Here is a 17,993-nt window from a genome sequence, read left to right as displayed (position 1 = left end):
AGCCCGGACCGATCGCAGGAGGCGCGGTGCGCGATCGTCGCGCACCGCGCCTCCTCGTGTCGGTCCCGACGGCGGTCTAGCCGTTGGGGGCGACGAGCACCTTCGCGTGCTGCGTCTCGCCGCCGTCGAGCTCGACGAGCAGGGCCGGCAGCTCGTCGAGGCCGACCGTCCCCGTGATGAGCGGCCCCGCTTCGACCGAACCGTCGGCGAGTGCGCGCATCGCGCCGACGAAGTCGGAGTGCGTGTAGGCGAGGCTGCCGATGACCGTCAGCTCGCGGCTCTGCCAGTCGCCGTACGAGACCTCCGAGGTGGTCATCGGGTAGCCCAGCAGCGCGAGCGTGCCGCCGCGGCGGACCAGCTCGGCGCTCGACTGGAACAGCGAGGAGGCGCCGGTGCACTCGTAGAGGACGTCCGCCCCGAGTCCGTCGGTCAGCTCGAGCACCCGCGCCGTGAAACCCTCGCCGGGAGCGTGGACGTCGGTGAAGCCGAGGCGGCGGGCGGTCTCGCGCCGCGCCTCCATGGGCTCGACGATGACGACGGCTCCGGCGCCGGCGTGGCGGGCGTGCTGGGCGGTGAGCAGCCCGATGGGACCGGCGCCCTGCACCACGACGACGTCGCCGAGGCGCTGGCCCGCGCGGCGGACGGCGTGGAAGGTGACGGCGGTGGGTTCGACGAGGCCGAGCTGTTCGTCGGTGAGGCCGTCGAGGGCGCGTTGGACGCGGCGTTCGTGGACGGTGACGTGCTGGGCGAAGGCTCCGTGGGTGGGGGCGTCGGGCGAGATGCCGTTGGCCTCGGCGAAGGCGGTGTCGCAGTGGTCGGGGTGTCCGGCGCGGCACATGGCGCAGGTGCCGCAGGGCGGGCCGACGCTGGCGACGACGCGGTCCCCCACGGCGACGGCCGTGACCCGGCTGCCGGCGGCGACGACGGTTCCGGTCCACTCGTGGCCGAACACGGCGGCGGGGATGAGCCCGCCGGACGCCCACCCGTGGGTGTCGGTGGCGCACACGCCCGTGTAGCGGATGCGCACGACGACCTGCCACGCCCCCGGAGCCTCGAGGTCGGCCTCGGCGAAGGCGACCGAGCGCTCGGCGTCGACGGTGGCGAAACGGGTGCGGGCAGGCAGATCGGTCATGCAGACCAGAGTAGGCGTGGGCGACAGGTGTTGCTCAGCCTAGGGAGCGGGCACGGCCTGTGTTCTCGTAGCACTCACTCGCTGCTCGCCGCCGCCTCGTCCACCTCGGACTGCGCGGCTTTCGCGGGACGCTCTGGCCGTGTCGCCTGGACGATCTGCCCGATCATGAGGCCGACGAAGAGCAGCCCCCAGAAGACCGACCCCTCGGGGTCGACAGCGTGGACTCCCGCGAAGAGAGCGATGACGGAGCAGTTCAGGACGACCGCCCACTGCAATTCGTAGCGTGACACGGCCCAGTCACCCGACCCGGCGGAATTCGTTCTCGGACATCGACGCCTTTCCTCCGATCAGAGCCCGCCCAGCACGAGCTACGCCCACCGTAGATCAAGCCGACATGTCACGCATCTCATGGCGTACGCATCCTGCCCGTCGTGGCCACCGCGGGTGACCCGCTCGTGCCGCTCGCCCCGCGGCCACCCGTCTGGAGGCGCCCGAGGGTGTGACGGTGGACGCCGACGGCACGGTCGTGATGGTCCCCGGTGAGGGACGCTACGAGCTCGACCGCACCGCCGGTCTCGAGGCCCACCATGCGCTCCCGCCCCCTGTTGCCTGCTTGGGCCACCTCGAAGGACTGCCGAGTCGGCACAAGTGAGGCATCGTCACAGAAGTTTGATTCTGCAGGCCGCCTTGCCTCCAACGGTGGTCGCAGGACCTCTAGCACCGCCCTAGAGCCACGGTGATGGCTCTTCAAGACAGCGGTCAGGTTCTCTAAGCGGGAAGTATCAGGATGCAGCAGCGCCCAAGTTCGGGAATGCATCGTATTTATGTCGTCGGCTGTCAAAGGCTGGTTTTGTGCCTTCCAAGACATCGATCGCTGATCGCGCCACGTCCAACTCGGAGATGCAGCCACTTGTCACGGAGAAGACTCCTTCAGCGACGGTGGCGTGAACGATCTGATCGGCGTCTCCGACGACTGCGAGATTGGCATTGTGAGTCACAATGATGGTTTGTCGGCGACCGGATGCTTCGCGAATGGCTGGGACAAGAAGAGAGTGGATGGTCGCGTTGTCGAGATTCTCCTCGGGTTGATCAAGAAGAAGCGGAGTTGTGCGGCGATCCACGATCAGATAAAAGAGGGCAAGAACGAGCCCTCTTTGTCCAGGTGACAGTTGAGCGAGGGGTAGGCCATCGCCGGTGAGACCAAATCGGACTTCCAGCCACGACAGGTCGAGAAGATCGACCAAGAAGCTGGTAAGAGACGTGCCGCTGCGTAGGCCGCTGCCGGCGTGCCGAAGTGTTCCTGTCTCGGACCCGCGGTCGGTCCCGAGTCTTCGCACGATGACGGAAAGCTCAGTAACCATGTCGGTCCAGCTCATGGCCGAAACGCGCCGTGGGAGTTCCGCGATCCACGCGCCAAGTTCAGGACTGCGACGCCCGTCCAGAAGACTTCCAAGTCGTTGCACGCCTGAAGTGAATTCAAGCTCAGCTTTGAATTGCAGACCGGCGTTCTGGACGACCTGCGAGTTCGAGATGAACTGTGATGCTGGGCCATACAAGTCCAGGACGGCGGCGAGCTCCGTGAGAAGTGCCTCGTGAATCTGTTGAGAAATATTTAGCAGCTCAGCCTGCATTTCAATGAGTCGCTGAGGAGCAGCCTTGGCCTGCTCTAGGAGCGCCTGAAGGTACAGGAGCGAATCTTGCTGTTCAAGGTCTCCCCTAAGAAGGCGGAGGCGTTCTTCACCCTGGAGGACGCGCTGGCGGGCTAGTTCCCTCGTGCTGTCGACCGAAGCGAGGGAATTGGCCAGTTCAGCGCTCCTCGCAGCTAGATCGACGGTTTGCAGTTCCAAGTCCGCGATTTGTGCGCGCGCATTCGCAGCAAGCTCTTCCCGCGAAGCCCGCCATCGGTCCGCAAGCGCTTCGTCAACTGCAATTGTGACGAATTCGGCTGCGGGTGCGTCGTCGTCAAAAACAAACAACTCCCTCGCAGCCTCATTGATGCGGGTTGCATCGGCTCTCACGCTCCGAGCTTGTCTCAGAAGGCCCTCAGCATCCCCGATTCGACGGACGATGTCCCCGACAACCAGTTGCAGCCGAGCAAGTTCGGCGCGTACCTCCAGGCTCCTGGCAGCTATTTGTTCTGAGTCCTGACGAAGTGCACCAATGCCTTGGTCATCCGCGCTAGTGGCATCAAGACTGGAAAGGGCATCTCGATCCGTAGCAAGGGTCTTCTCAGCCGTGCTGACGTCTATCACTCTGAGCTTGATACGTCCGTCTATTTCGGATGGATTGTTTTCGGAGATGAAGTCGGATAGCTCGGAGTACTTTTCTGCTGTCCGGCGCAGTGCGGCGCGCAGCCTTGCGACGTGGTCCCGAGCTCCCTCGGTTTTCCGGGCGATGAGACCGTCGAAGGACGTCTCTCCTGCTCTGTCTTGTTCGGGAATGTGCGTGAAGAGAACTTCCCGGAGCTCGTCCTCGAAGTCGTGACTTTCAGTAGAGAGGGGATCTGTGGTGCATACCTGCTCGACATACTTCTGCGGCAAGTACTCGACCAGAACGGGGACCGCAGAGTCGTACTTAGCTGTCAGAGCCACGCTGCGATTATTACCGGTGTGCCAAGTTATATTAGATGAGTATTCCTTGGCCGACTTGTTACTTGCGCTTAGGAAACGTGTTGGGTTCAGAAAGGCAAACTCGCTGTTTCTTGAGGAGTTGCCAGCCAAGGCGATGCAGTCGAGGAGTGCAGACTTGCCCTGCCCCTTGTTTCCAACAATGGCTATGAATCCCGAGTTTAGAGGGAGCTCGTAGTCGAAGGCATTAAATTTCGACGAATCACTCGAGGTGATGTGAATGCTTTCGATAACTTGCTCGGGTGCTTTACGGACACGCCCTAGTGCGGGAGGTTCCAGACCCACGAAGACTCGCTGATCGAATTCGTCAAGGGCGTGAATGAGGCCCGCGAAGGTGGGGGTGGTGTTCATCCACGTCGAGCATGCTCCGAGGCGATCCTTGTCTGAGGCGTCTGCCCAGGTGTGAGCGTCACTGCAATCAAGCAATCAATTGTTGACATTCTGATCTTTCAGCTTATCTACCTGAGCGCGCCAATCGCTGGGGTCTTCGAAAGCCGTGAAGAGGAACTTTGCGGTTGAGATCGTGTTTCGTTTTGACGCGATCGCCTGCTCGTTCCACTTAATGGCGGCCCATTCAGTCTTGCCCAGACCAATGAGCGCTTTTCCCTGGAGATAAGAAGACTCCAGCACCTTTGTAATCGTCTCGAGAGGCAGATTCAGATTGTTGAAGCCCTCTTCAAGATCAGTGCCGTAGTGATTCAGTTCTTGGGGAGGGACAGATGCCTTGATCTTGTGTCCGAGATCCGCCATGGATTCCCGTGTGACTGCTCCATTCCAGTCGGCACCGCTCGTTGTGTCAGTGAGAGAAAAACTACCGTGCAATCTGTCGAGGAACTGCTGCTGGATAACCATAGGGTCGAGGTCTGGATCAAATATCACGTGAAGATTAACCCGTTTAAGTTTCCCCTCTGTCCCGCCGAACTGATCGATACGCATTTCGAGGATGGGAAAGATTGCGTCCAAATTTGCGAGACGACCGGACAGCTTCGCATCGCGAACTCGCTTGTATCCGTCCAGGAACCAATAATCATTAAGCCCGATGACTCGGATGTCTTCGGGCAGTGCCTCAAGCGCGTCGAGGTATCGTGCCCACGTCGCGTCGTCATCGCCCCCGTAATTTTGGACGATTGAACTTGGGCTATGAACATGGAGGTCCCAAATGCCCCAACCAGCGCCGCGGTTCCGCACTCCTGTCATGCCCTCCTCGCGATCCAGCCGAACAATGTGCTCTGGAGCCTGCGCGCCAGAGAAGCCCGCAGCTCCACATCGAGACCCGCCATAGACGTGCGATCGGTAGATGGGTCATGAATTGCCATCACTGTGAACCCCCGAGACTGGAACAGAACCTGACATTGCTCTTACCTAGGCTTTCTCGACCCTAATGGCCTTACGTGCTGGAGCAAGTGCGCGCCGCGGTAGTTCCAGCGCCCTGGCCGCGCTCCGCAAAGCCATTCAGGTGGTCGATGCAATCTTCAGTCGCCAGCTCTGATCGTTCGGGATCGGTTTCAAGCCACCGTCTAATTCAATCAATATTACGAGCGGAAGCTGGCCTGGAATCCTTTGGTTGTGGCCCGCGGTGTGCCTCAGTAAAGTTTGCCATCACTAATGGGTCTTATAGGTTCTACAAAAATCTGCAGAGCCCCGGATCATGGCCGGCTCCAGCGTCACGCGCGCACATCCCCGGCCGTTCACAAGTTTACTATGGTGCCGCTGAGCCCGTAGATGGTCTGTCCTAGCGGCGCCTCGGTCCGAGTGCAAGTGCGATTGTCGTTTCGCGATGAGGGGTTTTTCTGGACTGCATTTGAACTAACTAGATCGCAAACGACAAAAAGCGAAACCTAGCTAGGCATGTCGACCAAGCGCGAGAACATGCCGTCGAACGCCACGGTGATGGTGTCGTGGGACCGTTGCGGTGCTTGGCGACGATGAAGTCGGCCTCGCCCTGACGGGCGTTGTCCTTCTCGTAGGCGGACTCGCGGTGCAACAGGATGACCATGTCGGCGTCCTGCTCGAGCGACCCGGACTCTCGCAGGTCGCTGATCACCGGCTTCTTGTCGGCACGCTGCTCGAGGCCACGGTTCAGCTGCGACAGCGCGATCACCGGCACAGGTGCGTGCACATGCATAGCACCATCACCGGCACCGCCGTCACCACCGCCCTCAGCCCGCGCGCGAACTCCGACACCTCTCGACGACGACCCTCACCGCCCCTCCTGCACTCGTGAGCATCGGCTAGCCGGGCCGATCCGCCGACCCACCCCGCGCCTCCTCCCGGACCCCATCCGATCCACGTAACAACTGACGCCCGGGCGGTGTCAAGGGGCAGAAATTCGTCTCGCGGCACGGGCCGCGCGGTGCGCACACTGGGGTCGAACGGGCGGCCGGGGGGCAGATCCAGGGACCGGTCGCCCGCTCACCCATCCAGAGAACTGCGCACTCGCGCGAACCGAGGAGGTCGAGATGAACACCACCGATCCGCAGCGGGACACCCCCGCTCCCCCGACGAGGAGGGCCGCCTGATGGCCGGCCGCCTGGCGGGCGCCGGGGCCGGCGTCGGCGTCGCCGCCGTGGCGACCGCCGCAGCCGCCGTCGTCGGACGACGACACCGCCGCCGCCCAGACGAGGGCGCCGGCTCCCCCCAGGAGTCCCGCTCCCGGTGGCAGGCCGTCACGATCCTCGCCCAGCCGCAGGACGTGCTCGGTGCCGACGACACCCCGCCCTTCTTCGACGACCTCCGGGACACCGTCGAGGTGGAGGCGCGGCCCGCCCCCGCCGACAAGGGCACCGAACTGCGCGCCCGCCTCCGCGAACCCGCCTCGTCCGAGGACGACGCCGCCGAGGCGGCCAAGGAGATCCGCGTGGCGCTCCGACGGGCGAAGCAGGTCATCGAGGCCGGCGAGGTCCTGCGGGTCGACCCCACTCCCCACGACGAGCGCAAGGCCACCCCCACCGGTGCCGTCGTCGACGAGGCCACCGACCGTGCCGACGAGGAGGGACTGCTGTGAGGGCCCTCACCTGGACCGGCGTCAACGAGACCTCGGTCGAGACCGTCGACGACCCGACGATCCTCAACGACCAGGACGTCATCGTCAAGGTCCACCTCAGCACGACGTGCGGGTCCGACCTGCACCTGCTCGGCGGGTACATCCCCACCATGCGGTCGGGCGACGTCCTCGGCCACGAGTTCATGGGCGAGATCGTCGAGGTCGGGTCGGGCGTCCGCAAGCGCAAGGTCGGCGAGCGCGTCGTGGTCTGCTCGTTCGTCGCCTGCGGCCGGTGCTGGTACTGCAACCACGAGCTGTACTCGTTGTGCGACAACGGCAACCCCAACCCCGCCCTCACCGAGACCCTCTGGGGCTCCCCCATCGGCGGATGCTTCGCCTACAGCCACGCCCTCGGCGGCTACGCCGGCAGCCACGCCGAGTACATCCGCGTGCCCTACGGCGACCACGGCGCCTTCCCCGTCCCCGACGGCGTCTCGGACGAAGCAGCCCTGTTCGCCTCGGACGCCGCCCCCACCGGCTGGACCGGCGCTGACCTCGCCGGCATCACGCCCGGCGACACCGTCGCCGTCTGGGGTGCCGGCGGCGTCGGCCAGATGGCCGCCCGCGCCGCCATGCTGCTCGGGGCCGAGCAGGTCGTCGTCATCGACCAGCTGCCCGAACGGCTCGACCAGGTGCGGCAGCACGTCGGTGCCGAGATCCTCGACTTCGCGCAGGACGACGTCCTCGCCGAACTCAAGGAGCGCACCGGCGGCCGCGGCCCCGACGTCTGCATCGAGGCGGTCGGCATGGAAGCCGACGGCACCGGCGCGCAACACCTCTACGACCAGGTCAAACAACAGCTGCGGCTGCAGACCGACCGGCCCACCGCGCTGCGCGAGGCGATCTACGCCTGCCGCAAGGGCGGCAGCGTCTTCAGCCTCGGCGTCTTCGGCGGGCTGGTCGACAAGTTCCCGCTCGGAGCCGTCATGAACAAGGGCCTCACCCTGCGCGGGGCCCAGCAGCACGGCCACCGCTACATCCCGATGATCCTCGACCGCATCGCGGCCGGCGAGCTCCACACCGAGCACCTCGCGACCCACGTCCTCCCGCTCGAGCAGGGGCCCGAGGGCTACGAGATGTTCAAGTCCAAGGACGACGGCTGCGTCCGCGCCGTCTTCCGCCCCGGCACCTGACACCGTGCCCGCCACCCCGAGGAGGCGCGACCCACCCACCCGAGGAGGCGCGCCTCCCCGGCACCCGACGCGCGCCTCCCCCACCACCCGACACCGCGCCTCCGTCGCCCCACCACCGAAGAAAGGGAAGAGATCATGAGAGCAGTCGTATACGAAGGGCCGAGGAAGGTGTCGGTGAGCGACGTCCCCGACGCCCGCATCGAGCTGCCCACCGACGTTCTCGTCCGCATCACCAGCACCAACATCTGCGGATCCGACCTGCACATGTACGAAGGCCGCACCGACTTCGAGACCGGCCGCTGGTTCGGCCACGAGAACCTGGGCCAGGTGATCGAGGTCGGTTCGGGCGTCGACAAGGTGAAGGTCGGCGACTGGGTCGTGCTGCCGTTCAACGTGGCCTGTGGCCACTGCAAGAACTGCGAACGCGGCCTGACCAACTACTGCCTCACCGCGCAGCCCGAACTGGCCTGGGCCGGCGCCGCCTTCGGGTTCGCCGACATGGGTCCGTGGCCCGGCGGGCAGGCCGACCTGCTGCGCGTGCCGTGGGGCGACTTCAACTGCCTGCGCCTCGGCGAGGACGCCGAAGAACGGCAGACCGACTACGTCATGCTCGCCGACATCTTCCCCACCGGGTACCACGCGACCGAGATGGCCCGCGTGAAGCCGGGCGACCAGACCGTCGTTTACGGGGCGGGGCCGGTCGGCGCGATGGCCGCCTACTCGGCGATCCTCAAGGGGGCGAGCAAGGTGATGGTCGTCGACCGGCACCCCGACCGGCTCGCGGCGATCGAGGAGATCGGGGCGATCCCGATCGACGACTCGTCCGTCGACCCGGTCGAGGCCGTCCTCGACCTGACGATGGGGCTCGGGGCCGACAACGGCTGCGAGTGCGTCGGCTACCAGGCCCACGACCCCGACGGCGCGGAGCAGCCCAACCTGACCCTGAACCGTCTCGTGCAGTCGGTGCGGTTCACGGGTGACCTCGGCGTCGTCGGCGTCTACGTGCCGCAGGACCCGGGTGCGTCCGACGAGCTGGCGAAGCAGGGCGTCATCCCGTTCGACTACGGCCAGTTCTGGTTCCGTGGGCAGACCATGGGCACGGGTCAGTGCCCGGTCAAGAAGTACAACCGGGCCCTGCGCGATCTGATCGCCGGGGGGAAGGCGAAGCCGTCGTGGATCGTCAGCCACGAGCTGCCCCTCGAGGAGGCGCCCCAGGCGTACGCGCACTTCGACGCCCGCGACGAGGGCTGGACGAAGGTCGTGCTGCACCCCGACGCCGTGCCGTCGGCCGGCTGATCCGACCGAACCCGATCCCGACCCCGACCGAACCCGACCCCGACCCCGACCCCGGACCGGACCCGAACCGGCCCGAGAACCGAGGAGTACCGATGGACGACCGCATCCTGTCCCCCCGACGGACGGGCCTCTACGTCGCCATCGGAGTCGCCGTCGGCGTGGGCGTGGGGCTGGCCGGTGCACCGACGCTGGGCCCCCTGGCAACCTGGTGCACGGCCGGCCTCATCGCCCTGGTGTCGTACTTGTTCCGCACCGTCCTGATCGCCACCACCCTGAACCTGGTGACGAAGCTGGCCCTGAGCTGACGACCCGCCCGTAAGCAAGGGCCGACAAACCATCTGGTTGCAACCGGCCGTGCTGCTGCTCTTCACGTACTCCGGTTCGCGGAGGCCGCAGGTGAACCCCGCGTGGGCCCACGCCCTCGAACTCGCGGCGAACACGAGTTCGGGGCTGCAGTGCGTGCCCGAGCCCGACGTCCGCGAGGCGGTTCGCTAGCTGGGCATGTCCACGAACCGCGAGAACATGCCGTGGAACGCCACGGTGATGGTGTCGGTCGGGCCGTTGCGGTGCTTGGCGACGATGAAGTCGGCCTCGCCCTGGCGGGGGTTGTCTTTCTCGTAGGCGGACTCGCGGTGCAGCAGGATGACCATGTCGGCGTCCTGCTCGAGCGAACCGGACTCTCGCAGGTCGCTGATCGCGGGCTTCTTGTCGGCGCGCTGCTCGGGACCACGGTTCAGCTGCGACAGCGCGATCACCGGCACCTGCAGCTCTTTCGCCATCAGCTTCAAGGCACGCGAGAACTCCGACACCTCTTGCTGACGGCTCTCGACCCGCTTGCCCGACGTCATCAGCTGCAGGTAGTCGATCACCACGAGCTTCAGGTTGTGCTGCTGCTTCAGGCGACGGCACTTCGCCCGGATCTCGACCAACGTCATGTTGGGCGAGTCGTCGATGAAGAGCGGCGCGTCGTTGATCCGGCCGCGCACCTGCGCGATGTTCGTCCAGTCCCGCGCGTCGACCGTTCCTTTGCGCATGTTCTGCAGCGGCACGCTCGACTCGGCCGACATCAGACGCATCGCGATCTCGCTGCGCCCCATCTCGAGTGAGAAGAACACCGACGCCTGCCCGTGCTTGATCGACGCCGCCCGCGCCAGGTCGAGGGCCAACGTCGACTTACCCAGCGCCGGTCGCGCCGCCACGATGATGAGCTGACCCGGGTGGAACCCGTTCGTCAGCGCGTCGAGCTGCGCGAACCCCGTCGGCACGCCCGTCATCTGACCGTCGCGACCCTTGGCCGCCTCGATCTCGTCGATCGCGACCGTCACCGCCTCGTTCAACGGCACGTAGTCCTCGGTCTGGACGCCACCGGCCACGTTGTAGACCTCGGCCTGCGCGTTGTTGACCAGGTCGACGACCTCGCCCTCGCTCGCGTACCCCATCTGCACGATGCGCGTGCCGGCCTCGACCAGACGGCGCAGCACCGCCTTCTCGGCGACGATCGACGCGTAGTACCCCGCGTTCGCCGCGGTGGGCACGACGCCGGTGAGGGTGTGGAGGTACTCCGCTCCCCCGGCACGCGACAAGTCGGCGGACTTCATCAGCTCGTCGCTGACCGTGATGACGTCGGTGGGCTCGCCGTGCGAGTACAGCCCCAGGATCGCGTCGTAGATGACCTCGTGCTTGGGCACGTAGAAGTCCATGCCGCGGACCGTCTCGATGACGTCGGCCACGGCGTCCTTGCTGAGCAGCATGCCGCCGAGCGCGCTCTGCTCGGCGAGCAGGTCGTGCGGCGGGACGCGGTCCATGTTGACGGGGCCACCACGGTCGCGATCGCGGGCGTTCGACGCATCGGGAGCGAGACCGAGATGGGCGATCGACATGGGTCCTCCAGCGAGAATCGGGTGGGTGCGGGGCAGCACCGAAGACGCTCAAGGCAGTTGTACGACAGACCCCCGACATCCCCCTGCCGAACCGCCGTGACCCACCCCTGACGAGCGCGGGTACACCTTATGGACACCGAGTTCTCCACAGCAAATGCACCTGTGGATAACTCTGGGGAGAACAGGTGAGCAACGCCGGACAACCCTGGGGAGAACTGTGGATCACGCTGTGGACAACGAGATACTTCAGTTCGCTTACCCGGCTTTGATCAGGGGTTTCTCGATTCCACAGACGTGTGGAGAAAATTGTCTAAACCGGGGGTTGAGACATCCGATTTGACTTCTGCCTGTGCACAAGGGATTTGACTTTCGGCCCATTCGACCGATACCGACGCAGCCTGCGTTCAGCTTCTCGTAACCCCCGAAGGGGGGCCTGCGAAGAGCCTGGTCAGGACGGTATCGGGGACCGGCACCGCGCCTCCTGGGCTCGATCACGGCCGGTGAGAGGGCGGCCGGGAGGTCGCACCACGCGCGGGTCGGCCCGGAAGCCGAAGAACCCCGTTTCCGAAGAAGAACCACCAGGGATCGGGGTTCGTCTTCGTAAACGGGGTTCGAGGGGGGAGCAGGTGCCTCAGAAGGGGACGCCGCAGCGCAGCACGACGTTGGCGTACGGGGTCGCCTCGCCCGTCCGGACGAGGAGGCGCGCTCCACCCGACAGCCGCTTGAGCTCGTCGTGCGAGACGTAGGCGACGTCGTCGAACCGGGACGTGATCTGCGCACCCGCGGGGGAGTCGTGGCTCTCGTCCGCGGCCGTGCAGGCCTCGAAGACCACGTCGGCGGTGAGGGCGTCCAGCACGTCGGCGAAGGCCGGCAGGCCGTGGACGACGGCGAGGTCGACCACGGGGACTCCGGCAGGCAGGGGGAGTCCGCAGTCGGCGACGACCACGAGGTCGCCGTGGCCGAGTCCGCTCACCGCGTGGTTCAGCTGGGCGTTGAGCAGGCCACCCCGCTTCACGAGGTCACTCCGTCCGCTGAGTCGGCATCCGCCGACCCCTCCGTCGGGGCGGCAGCCGCCGCAGGCAGCTCGTCATCGAGCGTCGGGTACGACGCCTGCGTGCCGACGCCCGTCACCGAGAACGCCCCGACGCGCACGGCGTCCCGAGCGGCCTCGAGGAGCGACGCACCAGCGGCCAGTCCGGCGGCGAGGGCGCCGACGAAGGCGTCCCCGGCTCCGGAGGAGTCGACGGCCGCGACGCGAGGCGAGGCCACCAGCACGGTGCCCGACGCGTCGGAGACGATCGCGCCGGCGGCACCGCGGGTCATGACGACCGAGGTGACTCCCTGAGCGCGCAGGGAGGCGACGACCGACTCGTCGTCGACCCGCGCCTCCTCGTCCGACGCCGAGGCAGAACCAGAACCAGCCCACGCGGCCAGCAGCAGCCGACCCTCGTGCTCGTTGACGACCAACGGATCCGCGGCCTTCACCACGTCCGCCGGCACGTCGATCACCGGGGCGAGGTTGAACACCACGCGCCCTCCGGCGTGCTGCACGGCGGCGGCGATGCCGTCCACGGGGATCTCTCCCTGCAGGACGACCACCGCGGCATCGGCCAGCGCGCCTACGTGCCCGCCGACGAACGACGCCGAGACGGCACCGTTCGCCCCGGGGACGACGACGATCGTGTTCTCGCTGTCGGCTCCGACGCTGACGATCGCCAGGCCGGTGGGCCCGGGGACGGTGTCGACGCCGCTGACGTCGACACCGCTCGAGCGGAGGTGGGGCAGGGCGTCGTCGGCCCGTCCGTCGTCGCCGACCGCACCGATCATCACGGTGCGGGCGCCGCGGCGGGCGGCGGCGACGGCCTGGTTCGCGCCCTTGCCGCCGGGGGAGAGGGTCATCGACGAGCCGATGAGCGTCTCGCCGGGCAGGGGCAGGCGGTCGACGGTCACGACCTGGTCGACGTTGATCGACCCGACCACGACGACCGTGCCGGCCGAACCGGCCGGAACCGGACCATCCGCGCCGACCGCACCCGCGCCTCCTGCAGTCCCGACGACGCCTGGACCGCTCACATCAGGACCACTCATTCGGTGAAGTCACCCACGTTCTCCTTCGTGACGGTGATGACCTCGACGGCCTGGTCCGAGGGGCCCTCGTCGCCGCTGCCACCGTTGACGGCCTTGACGGCCTGGTCGACCGCGAGGGCGCCGAGCTCGGCGGGCTGCTGCGCGATCGTGCTCGAGAGCGTACCGGCCTCGATGGCCTTGAGGCCGTCCTCGGTGCCGTCGAACGCTGCCACCTGGACGTCGGTGCCGGCGCGCGAGCCGAGCGCCTGGATCGCTCCGAGGCCCATCTCGTCGTTCTCGGCGAAGACGCCCACGGCGTTCGGGTGCGCCTGCAGCAGGTTGGTGGTCACGTCGAGCGCGGTGGCGCGGTCGAAGTTCGCGGTCTGCTGCGCGACGACGGTGATGTTCGGGAACGCGGCGATGCCCTTTGTGAAGCCCTCACCGCGGTCGCGGCTGGCCGAGGTGCCCGCGACGCCCTGGAGCACGATGACCTCGCCCTTCTCGCCGATCGCCTCGGCGAGGGCCTTGGCGGCCTGCTCGCCACCGGCGACGTTGTCGCTCGCCACGAACGAGGCGACGTCGGCACCGTTCACCGCGCGGTCGACGGCGACGATGGGCACGTCGGCCTCGTTGAGCGCTTTGGCGGCAGGGCCCGCGGCGTCGCTGTCGACGGCGTTCAGGATGACGGCGTCGGCGGTCGAGGCCGCGGTCGCCAGCTGGTTGGCCTGGGTGGCCGAGTCGTTCTGGGCGTCGACGATCTCGAGGTCGACGTTCTGCTTCTTCGCCTCGGCGGTGGCGCCGTCGCGCAGCTCGACGAAGAACGGGTTGTTCAGGGTGCTGAGCGACAGGACCACCGTGGGGCGGTCCGCCTCTCCGGCGGGGGTGCGGTTGCAGCCGGCGGTGCCGGTCGCGACCAGGGCGGCGATCGCCGTGACGGTGGCGGCCTTGCGGAACGAGGTCAACTTCATCGTGTGTCCTTCGGGTTGGGTTGGGTGGAGGGATTCAGCTGCTGCGCGTCTTGCGCCGCAGCACGTCGACGCCCACGGCGAGGGCGATGACGAGGCCGATGACGACCTGCTGCCAGAACGACGTGACGTTCAGCAGGTTCAGGCCGTTGCGGATGACGACGAGCACGAGGGCGCCGATGATGGTGCCCGAGATGCGGCCGACGCCGCCGGCCAGGCTGGCGCCGCCGATGACGACCGCGGCGATGGCGTCGAGCTCGTAGCCCGAGGCCGCCTGCGGCTGGGCCGAGTCGAGGCGTCCGGCGAGCAGGAGACCGGCGAGGGCCGCGAACAGCCCGGCCAGGCCGAAGACGGTGACGACGATGCGCTTGACCGGCAGGCCCGAGAGGCGCGCGGCCTCGGCGTTGCCGCCGACGGCGTACATCGAGCGGCCGATGACGGTGCGGTTGAGGATGAACGACGCGACGATCGCGGCCAGCACGAGCACGATGATCGGCACGGGCACCGGGCCGATGTTGCCTCCGAGGAACGACACGGCCGGGGGAGTCGCGATCGGGCGACCGTCCGACACGACGAGGGTCAGGCCGCGCGCCACGCTGAGCATGGCGAGCGTCGCGATGAACGACGGCAGCTTGCCGTACGCGCTGGCGAACCCGTTGACCAGGCCGGCCACGAGGCCCGTGCCGAGCCCGAGGGCGAGCGCCAGGCCGCCGGGCAGCCCCGCCGTGGCGAAGAACCAGCCCGAGACCATCGCCGACAGCGCGGCGACCGAGCCGACCGAGAGGTCGATGCCGCCCGCGACAATGACGAAGGTCATGCCGAACGCCAGCACGGCGACGGTCGACACCTGGATGCCGATGTTCAGCAGGTTGCGGCCGGTCAGGAAGTCCGGCGTCGCGATGAAGAGGGCCAGGCACAGCACGACGAGCCCGACGAGGGCCCCGTTCGCGGCCAGGAAGGTCTTGATGTCGAAGGAGCGTCGCTGCGCCTTCACGGTGGTGGTGGTCATGGGTGTCGTCCTCGGGTCCGTGCTTCTCGGGTCAGTTCGTCGGGGGGACGTCGCGTGCCGCGAGCGTCATCAGCGTGTCCTGGGTGGCGTCGGCCGCGGCGACCTCGCCGGCGACGACTCCGTCGCGCATCACGAGGATGCGGTCGCTCATGCCCATCACCTCGGGCAGTTCGCTGCTGACCATCACGACCGCGCCTCCTGCGTCGGTGATGCGGTTCACCAGCTCGTAGATCTCGACCTTCGCGCCGACGTCGACGCCGCGGGTCGGCTCGTCGAGCAGCAGCACGGTCGAGCCGGCGATGATCCAGCGGCCGAACACGGCCTTCTGCTGGTTGCCGCCGGACAGCGAGCCGATCTCCTGGTCGATGTCGCGCATGCGGATGCGCAGGGTCGAGGCGACCTCGTCGGCCTTCGCGCGCTGGCCGGCGAAGTCGACCAGGCCGGCCTTCGCGCTGCTCGCGAGCGTCGCGTAGCCGAGGTTGTCGTTGACGGAGGCGCCCAGCACGAGCCCCTGCGCCTTGCGGTCCTCGGGCACGTGGCCGACGCCCGCGGCGATGGCCCCGGCGACGTCGCCCTTCTTGAGGCGCTTGCCGCGCACGGTCACGCTGCCGGAGTCGTACTTGTCGACCCCCGCGATCGCGCGGACGACCTCGGTGCGACCGGCACCGACGAGCCCGGCGATGCCGAGCACCTCGCCCGCCCGCACCTCGAACGAGACGTCGCGGAAGACCGACCCCGTCAGGCGCCGCACCTCGAGGACGACGGGGGAGTCGCTCTCGCTGCCGGGGGTGCGCGGGTACTGGTGGGCGATGTCGCGACCGACCATAAGGCGGACGAGCTCGTCCTCGCCGGTCGACGCGGGCACCTCGGCGACGAACGCACCGTCGCGCAGGACGGCCACGGTGTCGCCGATCTCGGCGATCTCGTCGAGGTGGTGGCTGATGAACAGCATGCCGACGCCGCGGGCGCGCAGCTGCTCGACGACGCGGAACAGGATCTCGGTCTCGTGTCGGGTCAGCGCCGCGGTCGGCTCGTCGAGGATCAGGATGCGCGCGTCGATGCTCAGCGCCTTGGCGATCTCGACCAGCTGCTGGCGGGCGATGCCGAGCTCGCCGACCTTCTGGTCGACGTCGACGTCGAGCCCGATCAGGTCGAGGGCCGCGCGGGCGCGCTTCTTCAGCTCGCGACGGTCGACCAGGCCGAACCGGGTCGGGAACCGCCCCATCATCACGTTCTCGGCGACGCTGAGCGACGCGACGAGGTTGAGCTCTTGGTGGATCGTCGCGATGCCGAGCTTCTCGGCGGCGTGCGTGTTCGGCAGGTGGACGGCCTCGCCGTCGACCAGCACACGGCCGGCGTCGGGCTGGTACACGCCCGACATCATCTTGATCAAGGTCGACTTGCCGGCGCCGTTCTCACCGAGCAGCACCTGCACCCGGCCGGGCCGGACGTGCACGGTGACGTCGTCGATGACCCGCACGGGGCCGAACGACTTGCTGACGTTCTCGAGCGTGAGCAGGGGGCGATCGTCGTCGATCGAATGGGGCATGGGTCAGTTCCTGCCGAGGGGTCGGGGTGGGGTGGGGTCGGTCGGGTCTGTGGGGTCCGTCGGGGACGAGGAGGCGCGGGTCGTCGACTCGCGGACGATCAGTTCGCTGGGCAGCACGACCGAGTCGGGCGTGCGCCCGTCGATGACCTCGTGCAGCAGGTGGACGGCGATGCGGCCCATCTCCTCGACGCTGTGCGCGATGACGGTGAGGGCCGGGTCGAGCAGCGAGAACCACTCGATGTCGTCGAACGCGACGACCGAGACGTCGGTGCCCATGCGCATGCCGAGCCGGTTGAGCATGGCGATGGCGCCGACGGCCATGAGGCTGTCGGCCGCGAGCAGGGCGGTCGGCGGCTCGTCGAGCTCGAACAGGGCGTGCACGGCGGCCGAGCCACTGGCGGACTGGAAGTCGCCGACGTAGACCAGGTCGGGGTCGGTGCTGAGGCCGAGTTCGGCGGCCGCTGCGGTCCAGGCCTCGAGTCGCTCGCGCCCGGTGGAGACGCTCTGCGGGCCCGCGACGTACCCGACGCGCTCGTGACCGAGGTCGACGAGGTGCTGCACGGCGGCCCGGATGCCGGGGACGCTGTCGGTCGTCACGCTCGGCACGTCGACGCCGGGGATCGTGCGGTCGACGAACACCGTCGGCACCTCACGGGCGAGCAGCGAGTCGATGCTGGCGGAGTCGGTGCCCTGCGGGGCGACGATGACGCCGTCGACGCGGCGCGAGATGAGGGTGTCGAGGTAGCGGTCCTGCTGCTCGCGGTTCTCGTTGGCGTTGCCGAGGAGGGTGACGTAGCCGAGCTCGAGCAGCGACTGCTCGATGGTGTGGGCGAGGTCGGCGAAGAACGGGTTGCGGACGTCGGACACGAGCAGGCCGACCGTGTCGGAGCGGGTCGAGCGCAGCGCACGGGCCTGGGCGTTCGGCCGGAAGTCGAGCTCGCGCACGGCCCGTTCGACCTGGGCCCGGGACTCGGCGGAGGTGGCCGGGTTGCCCGACAGCACGCGCGAGGCCGTCGCCGCCGAGACGCCGGCGCGCTGCGCCACGTCCCTGATCGTCACGGTGTTCATCGGGCTCTACCTCGTCGTAGTGGTGTGGGTCGCAGGGTGTGCGCCCGGCGTGGAATCGATTCCATGGAACCGATTCCACGACAGTAGACGAGCCGCACCCTCCTGTCAACGCGAGCCCACGCCGACCTGTGATGCCTGCCGCTGCACCTGGTTTCGAACCGAACACCCGGTTGCAACCGGGTGCATCGTTCGAAACCGGGTGCATCGCGACACAGCCCCCCCCC

General features: G+C 67.5%; 15 protein-coding genes and 2 pseudogenes. 5 read left to right on the top strand and 12 right to left on the bottom strand.

Annotation, left to right across the window (positions count from 1 at the left end; all coding sequences use genetic code 11):
• Positions 1-76: 76 nt before the first annotated feature.
• The 5 genes and pseudogenes from IFT79_RS15420 to IFT79_RS15405 all read right to left on the bottom strand — a co-directional run.
• A complete protein-coding gene (locus IFT79_RS15420; RefSeq protein ID WP_192125182.1) occupies positions 77-1,132 on the bottom strand; it encodes a zinc-dependent alcohol dehydrogenase in 1,056 nt (351 codons plus the stop codon).
• Positions 1,133-1,206: 74 nt separating this feature from the next.
• A complete protein-coding gene (locus IFT79_RS15415) occupies positions 1,207-1,422 on the bottom strand; it encodes a hypothetical protein (protein WP_192125180.1) in 216 nt (71 codons plus the stop codon).
• Positions 1,423-1,914: 492 nt separating this feature from the next.
• Positions 1,915-4,185, bottom strand: coding sequence for a TrlF family AAA-like ATPase (locus tag IFT79_RS15410; RefSeq protein WP_342211867.1), 2,271 nt, complete (start codon positions 4,183-4,185; stop codon positions 1,915-1,917).
• A complete protein-coding gene (locus IFT79_RS16070) occupies positions 4,186-4,956 on the bottom strand; it encodes a hypothetical protein (RefSeq protein ID WP_199859805.1) in 771 nt (256 codons plus the stop codon). It abuts the gene before it with no gap.
• 641 nt (positions 4,957-5,597) lie between these two features.
• Positions 5,598-5,961 (bottom strand): annotated as a pseudogene (locus tag IFT79_RS15405) (DnaB-like helicase C-terminal domain-containing protein); the annotation flags it as partial.
• A 316-nt stretch (positions 5,962-6,277) separates the two neighbouring features.
• Here IFT79_RS15405 and IFT79_RS15400 point away from each other — a divergent pair.
• The 5 genes and pseudogenes from IFT79_RS15400 to IFT79_RS15380 all read left to right on the top strand — a co-directional run.
• Complete coding sequence (locus IFT79_RS15400; RefSeq protein WP_192125178.1) at positions 6,278-6,763, top strand: hypothetical protein; 486 nt, start codon at positions 6,278-6,280, stop codon at positions 6,761-6,763.
• Positions 6,760-7,935 (top strand): alcohol dehydrogenase catalytic domain-containing protein, encoded by a 1,176-nt coding sequence (locus IFT79_RS17010; RefSeq protein WP_192125177.1) that lies wholly within the window; start codon positions 6,760-6,762, stop codon positions 7,933-7,935. The genes IFT79_RS15400 and IFT79_RS17010 overlap by 4 nt, the downstream gene beginning before the upstream one ends.
• 174 nt (positions 7,936-8,109) lie before the next feature.
• Positions 8,110-9,231: a glutathione-independent formaldehyde dehydrogenase gene (locus IFT79_RS15390; protein WP_342211866.1), complete on the top strand. Its 1,122-nt coding sequence runs from the start codon at positions 8,110-8,112 to the stop codon at positions 9,229-9,231.
• Positions 9,232-9,323: 92 nt separating this feature from the next.
• Complete coding sequence (locus IFT79_RS15385) at positions 9,324-9,536, top strand: hypothetical protein (RefSeq protein WP_192125173.1); 213 nt, start codon at positions 9,324-9,326, stop codon at positions 9,534-9,536.
• A 22-nt stretch (positions 9,537-9,558) separates the two neighbouring features.
• Positions 9,559-9,726 (top strand): annotated as a pseudogene (locus IFT79_RS15380) (DUF7882 family protein); the annotation flags it as partial.
• Here the strand turns inward: IFT79_RS15380 and dnaB are convergent.
• The 7 genes from dnaB to IFT79_RS15345 all read right to left on the bottom strand — a co-directional run bounded on the left by dnaB (position 9,723) and on the right by IFT79_RS15345 (position 17,769).
• A complete protein-coding gene (gene dnaB, locus IFT79_RS15375; protein ID WP_043595340.1) occupies positions 9,723-11,111 on the bottom strand; it encodes a replicative DNA helicase in 1,389 nt (462 codons plus the stop codon). The pseudogene IFT79_RS15380 and the gene dnaB overlap by 4 nt on opposite strands.
• Before the next feature lie 631 nt (positions 11,112-11,742).
• The gene (gene rbsD / locus IFT79_RS15370) at positions 11,743-12,126 is read right to left on the bottom strand and encodes a D-ribose pyranase (protein WP_056044255.1); all 384 of its coding nucleotides are present in this window, start codon (positions 12,124-12,126) and stop codon (positions 11,743-11,745) included.
• Entirely contained in the window at positions 12,123-13,184 is a 1,062-nt protein-coding gene (locus IFT79_RS15365) for a ribokinase (protein WP_342211865.1), read from the bottom strand. The genes rbsD and IFT79_RS15365 overlap by 4 nt, the downstream gene beginning before the upstream one ends.
• Positions 13,185-13,195: 11 nt before the next feature.
• Positions 13,196-14,146, bottom strand: coding sequence for a substrate-binding domain-containing protein (locus IFT79_RS15360; protein WP_159825533.1), 951 nt, complete (start codon positions 14,144-14,146; stop codon positions 13,196-13,198).
• A 34-nt stretch (positions 14,147-14,180) separates the two neighbouring features.
• The gene (locus tag IFT79_RS15355; protein ID WP_043595333.1) at positions 14,181-15,152 is read right to left on the bottom strand and encodes an ABC transporter permease; all 972 of its coding nucleotides are present in this window, start codon (positions 15,150-15,152) and stop codon (positions 14,181-14,183) included.
• Positions 15,153-15,183: 31 nt separating this feature from the next.
• Positions 15,184-16,701, bottom strand: a complete 1,518-nt coding sequence (locus IFT79_RS15350; protein ID WP_192125167.1) for a sugar ABC transporter ATP-binding protein — start codon at positions 16,699-16,701, stop codon at positions 15,184-15,186.
• A 3-nt stretch (positions 16,702-16,704) separates the two neighbouring features.
• Entirely contained in the window at positions 16,705-17,769 is a 1,065-nt protein-coding gene (locus IFT79_RS15345) for a LacI family DNA-binding transcriptional regulator (RefSeq protein WP_192125165.1), read from the bottom strand.
• Between the last annotated feature and the right edge of the window lie 224 nt (positions 17,770-17,993).

Source organism: Frigoribacterium sp. CFBP 8759, assembly GCF_014841655.1.
Lineage (GTDB): Bacteria > Actinomycetota > Actinomycetes > Actinomycetales > Microbacteriaceae > Frigoribacterium.
Note: the sequence above shows the minus strand (reverse complement) of the source record. Positions and strands in the feature narration are given on the sequence as shown.

Coding starts and splice junctions, on each gene's coding strand:
- IFT79_RS15420 (WP_192125182.1), bottom strand. CDS start 1,132: ATGACCGATCTGCCTGCCCGCACCCGTTTCGCCACCGTCGACGCCGAG.
- IFT79_RS16070 (WP_199859805.1), bottom strand. CDS start 4,956: ATGACAGGAGTGCGGAACCGCGGCGCTGGTTGGGGCATTTGGGACCTC.
- IFT79_RS15400 (WP_192125178.1), top strand. CDS start 6,278: ATGGCCGGCCGCCTGGCGGGCGCCGGGGCCGGCGTCGGCGTCGCCGCC.
- IFT79_RS15385 (WP_192125173.1), top strand. CDS start 9,324: ATGGACGACCGCATCCTGTCCCCCCGACGGACGGGCCTCTACGTCGCC.
- dnaB (WP_043595340.1), bottom strand. CDS start 11,111: ATGTCGATCGCCCATCTCGGTCTCGCTCCCGATGCGTCGAACGCCCGC.
- IFT79_RS15360 (WP_159825533.1), bottom strand. CDS start 14,146: ATGAAGTTGACCTCGTTCCGCAAGGCCGCCACCGTCACGGCGATCGCC.
- IFT79_RS15355 (WP_043595333.1), bottom strand. CDS start 15,152: ATGACCACCACCACCGTGAAGGCGCAGCGACGCTCCTTCGACATCAAG.
- IFT79_RS15350 (WP_192125167.1), bottom strand. CDS start 16,701: ATGCCCCATTCGATCGACGACGATCGCCCCCTGCTCACGCTCGAGAAC.
- IFT79_RS15345 (WP_192125165.1), bottom strand. CDS start 17,769: ATGAACACCGTGACGATCAGGGACGTGGCGCAGCGCGCCGGCGTCTCG.